Below are 15,264 nucleotides of genomic sequence, written 5' to 3' on the forward strand. Positions count from 1 at the left end.
TTACTTTTCATTTTCCCAAACAGGTGCTACATTACGGTCTTTGAATACTTTTGCAGCAATATTAACGCCATTTTGAACCTTAGGCCATCCCGCGTAAGGCAGTAAATGGATAATTGCTTCAATAATTTCATTGGGAGTTAAACCAACATTTAACGCTGCATTGATATGTACATCAAGAGCCTGAGCTGTATCTCCCTGGGTAACAAGGGAAGATACGGTTACTAATTGACGTTTTTGAATGTCGAGTCCTGGTCTTGAGTAAATTTCACCAAAGGGAAACTCAATGATATAACGACTCAAGTCGGGAGCAATCTCTCTAAAGGATGCAACAACCGCCTCCCCTGATCCGCCTGTAACCTCTTTCAATTTCTTTAGTCCTTTTTCATACTGTTCTGACATAATAATAAACCTCCATTTTTTGACTAATACACAAATTTACGGCATCAATGCAACAAAAAAAGGCCGAAGAAATACGACATAATGTCATATTTCTTTGGCCTTCAGTTCTCTGATCAACCGCATATGATTCTAAATAAAATCGATAAAATTTGCCTTTTATTGTACACCTCCATCAAATCTTTGTCAACTTTTGTTTTTTTTAAGATTTTTTTGTCAATTTTACAATGTCATTCTCTTTGATTAGCATGCTTTTACTTCTAAGGTGCTTTTTTTATTCTAAAGAACATATAATTACTACCTTCGAAATTTTATCGAAAAGGAGGGCTTCCTATGGAGAAAAAAGATAAATGTCTAAGCTCCTTTCCTGAATGGGTAAAAGCTAGGGTGAATCTAGCGCTCAACCATAAATATAACGATATTTGCAATTGGTATCTTGAAGAATTCATCGACCATAATAACTATGACAATTGTTTGTTTAAAGCATGGTACTTAACAACCACCAGCTTGATTAGTCTTTGCTTATCCTTTGATCAAATCGATATGATTGAGTATTTCAAAAAGGATATTATAAAAATTGAAACAGTATTGAATGTACTTGAAGATAAATGCACCCATAAAGAAATCGTTTGTACTTACAGCATTAAAATGCTCTGCATAAATGGAGACATCATCAAGCTTAGCGAGCCAGAGGTAAAGAGAGCGGACCATAAAAATTTATATATGGACTTTATTGAGGCATTTAAGCAGAACTTTTAACTTTACAAAAAGTAAAACGTAAAAAATCCGCGCTAATCGCGGATTTTAGGTGCTTTGGTGGGACAATGAGACCTATCCCCTTATCCCTGATTTAATCGGCATTTAGCATAACATCCCATCGCTGTTCAATCAGTTGATTGTTCCAAGTGTCATTTTCTTTTTCCTCAGTCAGGTTAAATCCAAAGCTCTGGTATAAATGCCGTGCTGCATCTAGGCCCTTAAAGGTCCACAGAAACACATGATTATAATATTTTTGTTGACAATATTCCATCACAGTCTCCACCAATTTTCGTCCCAGACCGCCGCCGCGAAACTCTGGTTCTATCAAAAACCAGCGCAGCTGTGCAGTCCTTTTGTTGATTTCCACAATTCCAATAAAACCAACGATGATCCCACAGCATTCAGCAATCCAGATTTCTCCCTTCGACGGATCTTCTAAATAAGCAATTAAACTTTGCAAAACATACTTTTCGAAGCGATGATCAAGCCCATACTCTTTCTCATACAGAACACCATGGCGATATGCAATATACCCTGTATCACCAGACTGATGCCTGCGAATGGTAATTGAAGTATCTGCCTTATCAGATAACATATATTGTATGGCAGCCATATTATGAACTAATATTTGTTGAGCCCCCTGAGGAAGCTGCTCTAATAATCCAACGAGTTGGCTTGATGACGCATCTGACAATTGGCGAAATGTTGCTCTGCCTTTTTCTGTTATATTTAGAATTTGTGATCGCCCATCAGTCATTGATCTGACGGCTTCAATAAGACCATCTTTTTTAAATCGTCTGAGAATACGGCTAAGATAGCCTGGATCAATTTGAAGTATTTCCACTAAGCTACTTGCAGTACATGTAGCAGCATTATTAATCTCTAACAAAATCCTTGCTTCCGCTAAAGAGTAAGGACTTTCCAAAATGTTTTGGTTTATTAGTCCAATAATATTTGTATAGAAGCGGTTAAACTGCCTAATCTTCATAACTCGTTCTTGAATCAAACTCTCCATTTTTGCTCCTCCAAGAAATCACTTGTTACCTTATACTACTACATTATCGCATATAGTTGACTTTGTCAATTATATTGTTTGACAAAGTCAACTATATGCGTAAAAAAACAGGAAAAATCATACATATTGATACGAATGCATTTATTTTTCACCTAAATATACCTTCTTTAAAACAGACTCATGAGATGCCAAGACTTGATTTGCCAGACAGCCTTTATGAGCTTCAGGCACGGGATTCTTCGTACAGTTCATCCCTGCTCTCGGCCAATACTTTGGCATGCTGGATTAGTCCCCATGCTAACTTCATCAGAGAGACTTAATTTTTTTAGGTATCCCTGTGAAAAATGCAGCAATCATTCCTATCGCTGCTGTGAAAGCTCCCATTAGAAACACTTCTGGAAATGCTTTTCCTAATGCCATCTTCTCTGCAAGAGGCGCTGTGTAGCCACTCAAAGTCAACGGTATTATATAAGCTGCAACACGCTGCTGAATAAAAGCTCCAAAAATAGTCGAACCTATGACCCCGCCCAGATAACGGATCATATTAAATAATCCGGATGCCATCCCCATGTGAGATTGAGGAACAACATTTATTAAATTTGAAGTTAAGGGAGTACTCGAAACGCCAAGACCAATACCTGTGGTAACAAGAGCAGCAGCTAACAGCCAATAGGGACTTTGCAGACTCAATCTGGAAAATATCCATATGCCAATGGCAAGAATCGCCATGCCAGACACAATTAACAGCTTAAAATTAGGCGGGGCTGCTAATTTGCCCATTATAGGTGACATTATCATCATGGATATAGATAAAGGCAGTACTAACATACCTGCGTAAGTAGGGGAAAAATCATGTACATGCTGTAAGTACATAGGTATTAACAGCATACTTCCAAAAAGTGCAGCACCTTGAAAAAAACCAACGGCTACAGTCGCTGCAAAAGACGAGTTCTGTAATAACGCCAGAGAAATTAAGGGCTGACTGCTTCTGCTTTCTTGCCGAAACAAAAGACAGGCGAAAAGCAAAAAAAGTCCTAAAAGAGGTACTGTTGTCTTAGTCAGCCATCCATTCGTTGACCCAACGATAATTGCCAGCAATAGAGATACAAGAGAAACCGTTAAGTAAATGGAGCCTTGATAATCGAATATCTTGGTAGAGCTGGTTTTAGGAATCGAAGGTATATAGCTGCCACCTAGCAGTAATATGGCTGCTGCAAAAGGAAGATTGATATAAAAAATACTATGCCATCCAATATGATCGGTTAAAAAACCTCCTAGAGTAGGACCAACAAGACTTCCTGCTGAGGAAATCATCCCCCACCAACCAAGAATTGCACTCCGCTTATTTTGCTCAAAAGGGGTAATGACAAGTACCATAGAATTTGTCATTATAGCAGCAGCACCTAATGCTTGTATGGTCCTTGATGCTAGTAACATCCAAAAACTTCCTGCTATAGAACAGGAAAGAGATCCCATGGCAAAAATAAATACACCTAGCATAAATATTCGTTTGGGGCTATAAATGTCTCCCAAGCTGCCGAAAATAGACATTGCAATTGCATAAGGGAGCATATAACCCGTGTACAGCCAAGTAGAACTTCGTATATCAATGGCAAACTCAATCATAATAGTCGGTAAGGCTACGTTAACCATGCTCGAATTCAAGATAGAAAAAAATGTACCAATGAAAACCAAGAACAATAACATTGCTTCGATCAACTCCATAGACAGTATATAAAGTTTAATCTACGCAAAAAGTAATCACATAATACACTTTGCAAAAAAACTGGATCGTACCCAAAATCCATCGTCCAGTTCTTTTCTCTATTATACATGGAGTCATGGGCACTGCCTTAATTATATTCTAGTACCAATCCTACACCAACTTCTTCAACATTCGCACTTCGTGCTAGACTGTTCTTGGAACGAAAATCAGTACAATGGCAAGCATGGATAACATGCGGCTGACACTTTCTAAAATATTCAACAGTATTGTTCAGCCTGTTTGGGGAGGGATTTAATAGATGAAATCCACCTATCACATCGTATATCCGTTCTTCATTGCATACTTTTTTTGCATATTCAATAATATTGCAAATCCCTGCATGGGAGCATCCTACAATGATTACCAACCCATTATCAGACACATATACTAATGCAGAATCGTCCAGTACATAATCATCTTCCCAGACACCGTCCCACATTATCTTGCCAATTGGATTTTCGATCTCAAAAGAATTTTTTCGCTCGATTTCTCCTAAAAATACTAGTTTCGGAGTTAGCCATATAGGATCTTTACTAAGCTTTAATGGAAAAGATTTCTTTAATTGACTGTTAGACAGCATTGAACCAATATCAAGACCATCTAAACTTCGATCTAGGAATGCATCAGGATGAGCGATTATCATAGGTCTCTTGCTCATATATCTTTTGCTTTCAGCCTCCGAATACAGCTTCACTAAATCACAAAGCCCCCATGTGTGGTCGTTATGACCATGAGAAATAACAATCCCATCTAGGGCTAATAGATTAATACCCATTTTGATGGCATTACGAAGAAATAGATCTGAATATCCCGTATCAAACAAGTATCTGCCATCAGCACATTCGATCCAATAGGATACTCCTGGTTCAGCATAAAAATATCGATCAATGATAGTATTATTATCAACTAGAACTGTTAGTTTCACATTACCCCTCCGTCCTTAAAGCTCTTGCCAAAATTAACTATAATCGTACTTTCCTTTTATAGGAATAATGACATATTGGCATACAATCCAGGTGAACCACCCGTATGGAGGAAAAGTACATTTGCATCTTTTTTAAAATATCCTTTTTTAATCAGGTCAATGAGTCCAGCCATTGCTTTTCCGGTATAGGTAGGATCAAGTAAAATACCTTCGGTCCTAGCCACCAATTTAACAGCTTCAATCATTGCTGCAGTAGGTATTGTATATCCATCTCCCAAATACTCATCAAAGCAAGTCACTGCTTCTGAAGGTATCTGAACGTTACTATTCAGGTAATCTGCTATTTCTGTGAATATATCTATTATCCGATTTTGTAGAACCTCTTGTGAATTTAAGACACTGATTCCGCTTACCGGTATATGACAATTGTTTCCTCGCAATCCAAACAAAAGACCACTATATGTACCAGCACTGCCACAAGCGACAACAATATGATCAATGGGCATACCCATGAAAAATGCTTGCTGCATAATTTCTTCAGCACAGGCAACATAACCTAATGCTCCAAGGGCATTCGATCCACCCATTGGAATAATATATGGTTTACATCCTTCTTCTATTGCTTTGGCAGCAGTTTGTTCCATTTCTGCTATTATATCAGAACCCCAAGGTATGACTTTTATGTCTTCCGCCCCAAGCAGATGGTAAAGAAATACATTACCGCCAGCACCTATATGATAACTCCCTGGAGTAATTTCTGATACGATCAGCCGACACTTCAATCCTTCTTTCACAGCAGCAGCTAACGTTAAACGGCAATGATTGGATTGTATCCCACCGCATGTGATGAGCGTGTCTGCTCCTTGTCTTAACGCATCAGCAACTAAAAATTCCAACTTGCGCGTCTTATTTCCGCCACCGGTTAAACCAAGCAGATCATCACGCTTTATATATATATTTGCTCCTCCAACGGCCGCAGTCAGACGCTCGAGTTTTTCTATCGGCGTATACCCTTCTGTATACTGACGCCGAGGGTATTGTGCTAAATACATCTCATTACCTCCATCTTTTTTATAAACATGTAACTTTTTCGATATTAAATACAGCTTTAACATCTTCCTAATTAAAAGAGAAAGCTATCCCTAGTCTACAATAAAATAGACTAGGGATAGCTTTCTCTTTACTAAATACTAAGTCCTGCTGAAAATCCAACTTGATTAACATTATTTTACTTTTCTTGTACTCTCTATTGTCATTTGCTCAAGATCTTTCAAAATCCGTGGAAGATCCATGATCAATTGCTCTATTTCATCTTTACTCATTTCAATATCTAGAATTTCATCTGACATGAAAACCCCTACCTCCAAAAACATTTTGTCTTTGAATCAGAATATGAATAATAATGATTGTACATTAACAGTCTTTGAATTGTTTTTGAATGCAGCAATCCCGTAATGCTAAGCAACCTTGCAAAGAGCGAATTTTGTATTCTCACCGTGATTTGCTCTTAGATACTTTTCTAATATTCAGCACATATATATTACTTTTATGAAATCAATTTAATAACATTTTATGAAGTCATTTAACGATAGTGATATAATAAAGTAGTGCATCGGCTGGTTGAGGGTATCATGTATGTAGGTGAAATGTCAATATTAAACTAAATGGTGGTGAACTTTAGTCAAAAACTTGTGCGTTCATAAGTGTCTTTACTAAACAAATATGAAAAATAAAAATACAGCATATTTATATCTATTAATAACTTTTTTTGCTTGGGGTAGTTTATATGTAGTTAGTAAATTTGTCTTGGGAAAAATACCGATCATCACAATTTCTTTCCTTCGCTATGTGATTGCAGGAATAATTCTGATGCTGCTTCTTAAACAGCGAAAGCTGAAACGAATTGAGAAACAAGATTATAAGTGTATATTTTCTATTGGTTTTTTCGGTTATTTCGTGGCAATCGGTGCACAATTATTAGGAACCAAGCTATCAAATGCTTCCTTGGCATCACTGGTTAATTCTATGAATCCAATTGTAATTATGTTATTTGCGATATTCATTTTAAAGGAAAAATTAACAGCAACTAAAATAATTTGTGGTGTTTTAGCGATTATCGGTGTCTATATTATTGTTGGCGGAGTTGATGGCAGCAACCAATTCTTGGGGATTTCAATTTCTATATTCTCGGTATTTTTATGGTCTTACGTCTCCGTGATTATTAGAAAAATTACACAAAAATATGATTCGCTTCAGATAACGACATACGGAATCATTATTGCAGCGATATGTACAATGCCATTTTCACTATGGGAACTCATGGTAACCCCTAATGTTCAATTTGATAAGAGCGTAATCCTTTCTATGCTTTATATAGGAGGGGTTTGTACAGCAGTCGCCCATGTTCTTTGGAATAAAAGTTTATCATTGATGGAAGCAGGAGCTTGCTCTTTATTTTATCCATTGCAACCAATGGTGGCAGTCTTACTCGGATGGGTGTTTCTGGGGGAAAATATCAGTATGAACTTTATATTAGGAGGCCTTCTGATTACCAGTGGAGTACTTTTTAGCATCTTGAGGGAAAAGGATACTAGGCCAACTCTGAAAAGCACAAGAAATTTTTCCTAGGCACTTGCTGCACACATGATATAATTCTTCGCCTTCAGATCTGGTGATAATTTCATCTACTATTACACTCAAGAATAAGACGGGTTAGCTACACATAGGCAATCGCATCAATTTCAATCAGCGCATTAAAATGAAGTGTATTAGTTGGCACTATGGTACGAGATGGTTTATGATTTCCAAAAAAACCTCCATATATCTCATTAACAACCTGCCAATAAGTGATGTCTGCAATATATACCGTAGTCTTAAGTACCTGCTGTTTAGAACTTCTACACTGCTTCAGTACATCATCCAAGTTTTTTAACGCTACTCTCGTTTGTTCTTCTATCCCTCCTTCGGGTAAGGTTTCACCAGCAGCATAGTTAATTGGCAATTGCCCCGATATATACGCTAGATCACCATGTATTACCGCAGGAGAATAATGCCCCTTGGATTGACGAGAATAAGGCGTACTAACCATTTGCATGCAACATACCTCCAATATTTTTTCTGTTACTATCATTTGCTGTCCTCTTGAGCAGCATTATTTTTTGAGTCCCATACCAGTTAACGGAACAACAATATTAAGTTTATCATCATGTCCATCTTTAAAATATTCCAGCATACCGGCAACTGCGGCCCCTGATGTTACTTCTACATAAATTCCCATTTCACCAAGCATTTCCTGAGCTTTAGTTACCTGGTCATCATCCACTGCAATAATGTCGCCTTTACTGTCATTTATAGCGTCTATCATTTCATTGATTCTCTTCGGTTCTTGAATCGCAATGCCTTCAGCGACAGTTTGTTTCATTTTACCAACTGGCTGGTTTTTAAATTTTTTGAATATCGGAGCACAATTTTTACTTTGAACAACAATAATCCGGGGAAGCTGTCCTATTTCTTTAAACCCCTTATAGACTCCTAACAGCATCGTTCCATTGCCAGCAGGAACTACTATATAATTCGGAATACCAATCTGCTCATAAATCTCATAAGCAAGAGATTTCGTTCCTTCAAAGAACAAGGGATTATAAACATGTGAAGCATAATACGTGGTTTGCGCTGCCTTCAAAATTGCTTTGGCTGTGTCATCACGTGTTCCTGGAACTCTCACTACGTTTGCTTTATAAGCATTAATTTGTTTAATTTTTCCTAGGGAAGTACTCTCCGGCAAATAGATATTGCACTTGATGCCTGCTGCTGCACAATATCCTGCAAATGCAGCCCCGGCATTACCAGAGGAATCTTCAACAACCTCGGTTATGCCTAATTCTTTTAATTTATTAATTACAGCAAAAGCCCCACGGTCTTTGAAAGAACCTGTAGGCTGCATATAATCTAGCTTTAAATAGATTTCCTTTCCCTGTAACTTCCTTTTTATGACCGGAGTTTGAACTTCTCCTAAGGATACGGTTGCTGTAATTTTCTCGTCCTTTTCCTTATACAATTGAAAAAGTCCACCGCACTCACACTGATAGTCAAGTCCCCCTATTGGATAGTTCTTTTCACATTGAGAACAGTAAAAATGCATCATAACAGCTCCTTATATTTTTTGATGAAATAGTTGACTATCATATAAAAAATTATATAATATACATATAATTCACCCTTATATTTTATATAATATATATTTTTTTATATAAAATCAAGGCATTTATATATTTTTTTATACATTGGAGAATGATTTATGATGAAGATTAATAAAAAATTAGAAAAATATATACCCATAGCCAATTTAATAGCTAAAACTTTCGGCAAACACTGTGAAGTCGTCATCCATGATTTATCGATTCCTCAAAACTCAGTTGTTTATACCATTAATAATCACGTAACCGGTCGTGAAATTGGACAATCTTTTGAGCATTTAGTGAAAGATGTTCTATTATCTAAAAAATTTGATAATGATTATAATGCAAATTATATTACCATTGCGAAAGATGGAAGAAAGATAAAATCTTCTACTGCACTCATTAGAGATTCCGAAAATAAAGTAATTGGTGCCTTGTGTATTAATTATGATTTAGAAAAATTAAATTATATCAAGATTTTTTTAGATGAATTTTTGGCCGCTGAAGAAGAAACAATAGAAACAGCAGTGGAACCTTTTGATAATGTAATGGAAATTGTGGACGATTTGCTAGATAAAATTATCGACAATAAAAACATTGAGCTTTTAAAACGAAAAGATAAAATTGATTTAATCTTTTTCATGGAAAAAAAAGGGCTTTTTTTAGTCAAAGGCGCGATTGAAAAAGTTGCCGAAAAATTAAATATTTCTAAGGTAACTGTTTACAGTTACTTAGATGAAATAAAAAAATCTCAATTATAAATTATGATGCTACCCTGCCTAGTTTGTGGCAAGATAGCATCAAATTTATATATTCAGATTTATCCCTCGTGCAATTCTGCTGCCAAGTTCATGATCTACCTGCATAAAATGTTCAATCATTCTCCTTTGAATAGGCTCGTATGCTTGACTTAAATTTTCTACAATATTTGAAACCAAATGTTTCTTTTCAAGTACCGACATCATTCTATATCTGCAGCCGGCTTGATAATAATCATCACCTGTTATTTCGGATCGAGCCACATTGCCTGTAACAAACTCTTCAGGCCGTTTTCCGATCTCGGGTGCCGGCTGAGGCATACCACCTCCTAATGTATTGGGCAAATAGTTAGCAACTCCTTCATTGTACATGGTTTGCATGGTTCCATTCTGCATCTTATTGGCAATTGGCTTTCTAGGCATATTCGTGGGAAGTGCTAAATAATTGACTCCCATACGGTATCGTTGCGTATCTCCATAAGCAAAAATACGCCCTTGCAGTATTTTATCATTCGAAAAATCGATCCCCGGTACAATGGCCGCAGGAGAGAAGGCGGATTGTTCAACTTCAACAAAAAAATTATCAGGATTTTTATTTAGCACCATGATGCCGACTGGCATCAATGGAAATATGTCTTCTGGCCATATATTAGTAGAATCCAATGGATCAAATTGTAGATTGCATTCATCTTCTACTTTCAGGATTTGTACACGCATCTCATATTCAACAGCATGCCCTGCAGCAATGGTATCAAACAAATCCCTGCTTGCTATGTCAGGATCACTGCCAGCAAGTTGAACCGCTGTCTTACTGTCTATGTATGCAACCCCTGCACAGGGTTCCCAATGGTACTTAACATATACTTCGTCGCCCCGTATATTTACCCATTTATAGGTATTAACACCATACCCTTGAATGGTTCTATAGCTTTTGACAGTCCCATTATCCGCAAACAAGTAGGTAAGAAAATTCATAGATTCCGGCCTAAGTGACATAAAATCCCAAAAACGACTGGCAGCTATCGGCCCACCTCGGACATTTGCAACTGGATCTGGCTTTAAAGCATGAACTAAATCTGGAAATTGAATCGGGTCTCTAAGAGGAAACACCGGAATATGGTTGCCAACAATATCATAATTTCCTTCATCTGTATAAAATTTTACGGAGAATCCTCTGATATCCCTCACGGTATCTGCCCCCCCAAAGAGCCTCCTGCTACTGAAAACCTAACAAAAACAGGGGTTTTGTTTTCTGTATCCTGCAGAAAACTCGCCTTCGTTAATGAGGCCATTGATTTATAGGGTCTAAAAAAACCAAAAGCTCCAGCTCCTTTCGCGTGTAATACTCTTTCTGGAATCCTCTCCCTATCAAAATGAGAAATTTTTTCGAGGAAAACAATATCCTCAAGTAATATTGGCCCCCATTCACCTACAGTTAATGATTGTTGATCATTAGTAACAGGTGTCCCCTGATTACTGGTAAGATAACGTTGCTCCATATTTCTTCTCTCCCCATTACAAATTCTTTTATAATATATTTAAATTGGAGCCTACTGATGAATAAGATTTAATATCTAGAGTTTAATAGATAACTCATAGAGAAAAGGTACTTTACACCAATGGGTGAAAAGTACCTTTTCTCTACAGTTTGAAGATAGCAATAGCCAACTTCATTATTTTAACATTTTTCTTTATTCTGCTTATTCTTCTTATTTTCGTTATTAAAAATCTCTTTTGCAAATTCAACATTCTTGTTTTGCTTTTTATTTTCTTCTTGCTTACGTTCTTGTTCTTTCATATTTATCACCTCCAATATTATTATTGCCAGATCTTCAGTTATAATCAGATGAAATATAAGCCTTAATTGTTATTTCTTGAAATATTTTTTTAAACTATAACGCACAAAATAAAAGACTCGCGAAATTTGCAAGTCTTTATTTTGATGCCAATATTTAAGAATTTAATTCTTTGTTTATTTTGAGGATCTTGCCTTAGCAATCTCTTCTAAGAATTGTTTGGCAGTTGCAGTAATTGCAGCATAATCTCCAGTCTTAGCACCAGCTGTTAAGCTGCTGCCAGCACCAACTGCCACGCAGCCAGCCTTAATCCATTCTTGAACATTGCTGACACTAACTCCGCCAGTGGGCATGATCTGTGCCTGAGGCAAGGGACCTTTTATGGCTTTAACCATTGCGGGACCAAAGAGTTCCCCTGGGAATAGCTTAACAATGTCGCATCCAGCTTCCATGCACTCAACAACTTCTTTTATCGTCATAGCTCCAGCCATCATTGGAATTTGATAACGATTGCACAAACGTACTGTTTCTTTATTCAGACATGGCGAAACTACATATTGCGCTCCGCTGAGAATGGAAATGCGAGCTGTTTCAGGATCAAGAACTGTCCCCGCCCCAATAATTAATTCCTCTGGAGCATAGGATTTTGCCAACTCTTCCATAATATGATGAGCATTTGGTACCGTAAAAGTCATTTCGATAGCTTTCATACCGCCAGCCAAGCAAGCCTCTGATATCCTCTTAGCCTGATCTCCATTTTCAGCTCTTACCACTGCAACTAAACCGGATTTACAAATTTGTTCAAGCACTTGTTGTTTACTCATAATCAATTCCCCTTTTTATTTGCAGCCATCAGCCAAAGCAGCTAGCCACTAGATTTACTTAGTCAGTAATCATGCAGAGTATTCATTTTCTAATTGATACTCTATTGTCATTTTTTTATTTTTTTTTGACACGATTTTATATTTTATATTTTATTCGATTTACTGATAAATTACAATAAACTTTTGACATATTAATATCATTTTGCAGAAAATTTTAGATATTTTTTTGTCATTCATAGCTTAAGCTTGCCTAGTTTTTGCATTATTGTTATAATGATGCAATAAATTAAATTGAATGTTGAGGAACCACTATGCTTGGAACCAACCAGCCAACACTATGTCTACCCCTTTTGCGTAGCAGCTTTCAGAGTTTTACTAAATCTGAAAAGCGGGTTGCCAGTTTCATTATTGAACAACCACATGATATTATTCATATGACTATTTCTGATTTAGCGGAAGCTACAAAGACTGCTGAAGCAACCATTTCACGCTTCTGCCGTAAATTGGGATTTCATGGCCTGCAAAGTTTAAAAATTGCCTTAGCTAGTGAAATACTCAGCCCTTTGGAAACTACCTATCAGGAAGTACAACCTACTGATTCATTTGAAACGATGGGGATCAAAATATTTAACAGTATTTCAGAGGGTTTACAAGATACCTTGAAACTACTTGATTTTGATGCATTGCAAAAGGCTGTTGCCATTCTTGCTCATGCCCATAAGATTGATATTTATGGCTTTGGAATTTCAGCAGTGATTGCCTCTGATATCGAACATCGTTTCATACGTTTTGGCATACCAACAAAAGCCTATTCCGATTTACATATGCAGCTTATTTCAGCGTCCATTTTAGAACCAGAAGATGTAGTAATCGTCATATCGCACACTGGATCCAATACTGATCTGCTGAATTCGGTGGAAGTGGCAAAGCAAAGCGGGGCCCAAGTCATCGCAATTACCAGTCACTTAAAATCACCTCTTACGAAAAAAGCTGATCTCGTTCTGCACGGTGTAAGCCGGGAAGTGAATTACTCTTCAGAATCAATGACATCGCGGCTAATTCATATGGCCATCGTAGACCTTTTATATATGGGCATGATATTTAAGAACCAGGATACATTCACCAATAATCTTAATAAACTGCGGCTGGCAATTGCTAACCGTAAAACATAATTTTTGCTGGTTCAACATGAAAAACACTCTGAACACCATCAAAGGAGCTGTCTCTCATACGTTTTTGTATTTGAGGCAGCTTCTTTTTGCTATTGATAATAAATTTTTAAAAAAAGATCGAGTCCATTTCCTTATAAAAAGAAAGCCTAGATAACCTTAAATGATCATCCAGACTACTTTAGAAAAATCGTTATTTTTATGAAAGGTATTGTGGTGTTTTTGATATACTTCCTCTTTTATTATTTTGTTAGTAATATTTCCACAACTTCTTTAAGCGTATTCTGCTCACCAACATTACCAGGAAAAATAACATAGGGTATCTGGGGAAATTTACTTTCTCCTCCTGTTTGCCATACAGGTATTCCAGGCCTTATCTGACCTAGGACGTTTGCTCGTTTTACTTTTAACGCCTTCGTTCCAATATCACTGGAAGTGATACCGCCCTTTGCAACCACAAAGCATGGAGTTATGTTCAGTCTGCCAACCAGAGACTGTACTGCATCTGATATTTTAACAGAACGTTCCAAGGCATCTTCCTTCGAATCATCTTCCAAGGTCAGCAATTTCCTTTTGGTGCAAACAACGACTGTAACACCTTGGCTTAACAGATCTTGCTCCTGCTTTAAAACCGATGCGATTTCTTCTTGAAAACGATTTTCTTCAAGAACCAAATCAGAATTGAACTCGATAAATCGTATTCCCTCGAGAGTTTTCAATTGCTCAACCTGATTATTTGTTTTTTGCGTATGAGAGCCAACTACAACGATTCCACCATTGCCGCCACCACTGGTTATCATCTCTTGTCTTGTCAGAAGCGGTTTATCGGAAATAGCACCTAATTCTTTTATAAATCCAGCAGCGGTGCGAAACACAAAATATTTTCCTTGAGCAATTGCTCGGTAAAGCGCTACACAAAATATTTTTAGATCATAGGCGTCAATCGCATTAACAACTATTTTTCCAAAAGCTGTTATATTCATGAGTTTAGCAGTAATCTCATCAATTTTGAGTGCTCGCAGCTCATCAAGGGATATCGTTAATACTTCTTCTTTCTTATAGAACCCCTTTGATTTCTCTTCAATATATTCCGTCAAATCAGATGACTCATATCCGAATGTTTTATCGTTAGCAAACTCAGTTTCACCAGCCGGAACAAGCCAATCCCCATACTGCACATAATGAATATTATCTAACGTAAAACGGCCACCTTCTCTAAAATACGGACAAATAATTTCACCATCAGCCTTTATCCTAGAATAGCACTCCAATTGCTCTTTTAAAATCGTTGTTTCTAAAGGATAATGACCCCTGAGAGTTGAATCACTACGGCTGACAATCAAATACTTCCACTGCTGCTCTTCGGCAACTTGAGCAATCGTTCTGCCGATTTGTCGATGCACTTTTACAGTCTGTTCTTCGGTAAAGCCCCGGGAATTTGTTAAAATATAAAAAATCTTATTTTTTTCTTTAAATCCACGACTAATGCTTTCATAAGACCAATCTGTATATACTGAAATATCATGAACCGTCTGAATGCCAGTTGGGTCATCATCCAGTACAATTATTTTATGTGGATCATTCTTAATAGCCTGCTCTAAAAGCATCTGTACGTATTTTTCATCTACCGTGGGATATGATTTTAAAATAGCAGCACTACGCTTTTGCAATGATTTCAT

16 protein-coding genes and 1 pseudogene are annotated in these 15,264 nt (G+C 37.0%); 4 read left to right on the forward strand and 13 right to left on the reverse strand.

What is annotated here, in order from left to right:
• Complete coding sequence (locus BMZ99_RS13755; RefSeq protein WP_090938255.1) at positions 1 to 399, reverse strand: carboxymuconolactone decarboxylase family protein; 399 nt, start codon at positions 397 to 399, stop codon at positions 1 to 3.
• A gap of 330 nt (positions 400 to 729) precedes the next feature.
• Between BMZ99_RS13755 and BMZ99_RS27025 the strand changes: the two genes are divergently transcribed.
• Positions 730 to 1,155: a hypothetical protein gene (locus tag BMZ99_RS27025; protein WP_090938258.1), complete on the forward strand. Its 426-nt coding sequence runs from the start codon at positions 730 to 732 to the stop codon at positions 1,153 to 1,155.
• 91 nt (positions 1,156 to 1,246) lie between these two features.
• Here BMZ99_RS27025 and BMZ99_RS13765 read toward each other — a convergent pair whose 3' ends face one another.
• The 6 genes from BMZ99_RS13765 to BMZ99_RS27395 all read right to left on the reverse strand — a co-directional run bounded on the left by BMZ99_RS13765 (position 1,247) and on the right by BMZ99_RS27395 (position 6,209).
• Positions 1,247 to 2,170, reverse strand: a complete 924-nt coding sequence (locus BMZ99_RS13765) for a bifunctional helix-turn-helix transcriptional regulator/GNAT family N-acetyltransferase (protein WP_090938260.1) — start codon at positions 2,168 to 2,170, stop codon at positions 1,247 to 1,249.
• A gap of 141 nt (positions 2,171 to 2,311) precedes the next feature.
• Entirely contained in the window at positions 2,312 to 2,449 is a 138-nt protein-coding gene (locus tag BMZ99_RS26340) for a hypothetical protein (protein ID WP_175490550.1), read from the reverse strand.
• A gap of 27 nt (positions 2,450 to 2,476) precedes the next feature.
• A complete protein-coding gene (locus BMZ99_RS13770; RefSeq protein WP_322787901.1) occupies positions 2,477 to 3,895 on the reverse strand; it encodes an MFS transporter in 1,419 nt (472 codons plus the stop codon).
• A gap of 128 nt (positions 3,896 to 4,023) precedes the next feature.
• Positions 4,024 to 4,860 carry an MBL fold metallo-hydrolase gene (locus BMZ99_RS13775; protein WP_090938264.1) on the reverse strand — a complete coding sequence of 279 codons (837 nt, stop codon included), beginning with the start codon at positions 4,858 to 4,860 and terminating at the stop codon, positions 4,024 to 4,026.
• A 56-nt stretch (positions 4,861 to 4,916) separates the two neighbouring features.
• On the reverse strand, positions 4,917 to 5,912 hold the full coding sequence (cuyA, locus tag BMZ99_RS13780) for a D-cysteate sulfo-lyase (protein ID WP_090938266.1): 996 nt from the start codon (positions 5,910 to 5,912) through the stop codon (positions 4,917 to 4,919).
• A 171-nt stretch (positions 5,913 to 6,083) separates the two neighbouring features.
• Entirely contained in the window at positions 6,084 to 6,209 is a 126-nt protein-coding gene (locus tag BMZ99_RS27395; protein WP_281246803.1) for a hypothetical protein, read from the reverse strand.
• 373 nt (positions 6,210 to 6,582) lie between these two features.
• On the opposite strand from BMZ99_RS27395, the gene BMZ99_RS13785 reads away from it, so the two are divergent.
• Positions 6,583 to 7,488 carry a DMT family transporter gene (locus BMZ99_RS13785; RefSeq protein WP_090938269.1) on the forward strand — a complete coding sequence of 302 codons (906 nt, stop codon included), beginning with the start codon at positions 6,583 to 6,585 and terminating at the stop codon, positions 7,486 to 7,488.
• 88 nt (positions 7,489 to 7,576) lie between these two features.
• On the opposite strand, the gene BMZ99_RS13790 is transcribed toward BMZ99_RS13785, so the two are convergent.
• Together BMZ99_RS13790 and BMZ99_RS13795 are read right to left on the reverse strand one after the other, a co-directional pair.
• The gene (locus BMZ99_RS13790; RefSeq protein WP_090938353.1) at positions 7,577 to 7,954 is read right to left on the reverse strand and encodes a RidA family protein; all 378 of its coding nucleotides are present in this window, start codon (positions 7,952 to 7,954) and stop codon (positions 7,577 to 7,579) included.
• Positions 7,955 to 8,011: 57 nt separating this feature from the next.
• Positions 8,012 to 9,004, reverse strand: coding sequence for a pyridoxal-phosphate dependent enzyme (locus BMZ99_RS13795; protein WP_090938272.1), 993 nt, complete (start codon positions 9,002 to 9,004; stop codon positions 8,012 to 8,014).
• Between the two features lie 153 nt (positions 9,005 to 9,157).
• Between BMZ99_RS13795 and BMZ99_RS13800 the strand changes: the two genes are divergently transcribed.
• On the forward strand, positions 9,158 to 9,799 hold the full coding sequence (locus BMZ99_RS13800) for a helix-turn-helix transcriptional regulator (protein ID WP_090938275.1): 642 nt from the start codon (positions 9,158 to 9,160) through the stop codon (positions 9,797 to 9,799).
• A 45-nt stretch (positions 9,800 to 9,844) separates the two neighbouring features.
• Here the strand turns inward: BMZ99_RS13800 and BMZ99_RS27580 are convergent, their stop codons facing one another.
• From BMZ99_RS27580 to BMZ99_RS13810, 3 genes and pseudogenes are all read right to left on the reverse strand, one after another.
• The gene (locus BMZ99_RS27580) at positions 9,845 to 10,192 is read right to left on the reverse strand and encodes a catalase-related domain-containing protein (protein ID WP_407670193.1); all 348 of its coding nucleotides are present in this window, start codon (positions 10,190 to 10,192) and stop codon (positions 9,845 to 9,847) included.
• Positions 10,187 to 11,295, reverse strand: a pseudogene (locus BMZ99_RS27585) (catalase); the annotation flags it as partial. The gene BMZ99_RS27580 and the pseudogene BMZ99_RS27585, both read right to left, overlap by 6 nt.
• Positions 11,296 to 11,768: 473 nt before the next feature.
• Positions 11,769 to 12,416, reverse strand: coding sequence for a bifunctional 2-keto-4-hydroxyglutarate aldolase/2-keto-3-deoxy-6-phosphogluconate aldolase (locus tag BMZ99_RS13810; RefSeq protein ID WP_090938278.1), 648 nt, complete (start codon positions 12,414 to 12,416; stop codon positions 11,769 to 11,771).
• 311 nt (positions 12,417 to 12,727) lie between these two features.
• Here BMZ99_RS13810 and BMZ99_RS13815 point away from each other — a divergent pair, with 311 nt between their 5' ends.
• Positions 12,728 to 13,588, forward strand: a complete 861-nt coding sequence (locus tag BMZ99_RS13815; protein WP_090938282.1) for a MurR/RpiR family transcriptional regulator — start codon at positions 12,728 to 12,730, stop codon at positions 13,586 to 13,588.
• Positions 13,589 to 13,827: 239 nt separating this feature from the next.
• Here BMZ99_RS13815 and BMZ99_RS13820 read toward each other — a convergent pair whose 3' ends face one another.
• On the reverse strand, positions 13,828 to 15,264 hold the full coding sequence (locus tag BMZ99_RS13820) for a four-carbon acid sugar kinase family protein (RefSeq protein ID WP_090938285.1): 1,437 nt from the start codon (positions 15,262 to 15,264) through the stop codon (positions 13,828 to 13,830).

This window comes from Pelosinus propionicus DSM 13327 (assembly GCF_900114615.1).
Classification (GTDB): domain Bacteria; phylum Bacillota; class Negativicutes; order DSM-13327; family DSM-13327; genus Pelosinus; species Pelosinus propionicus.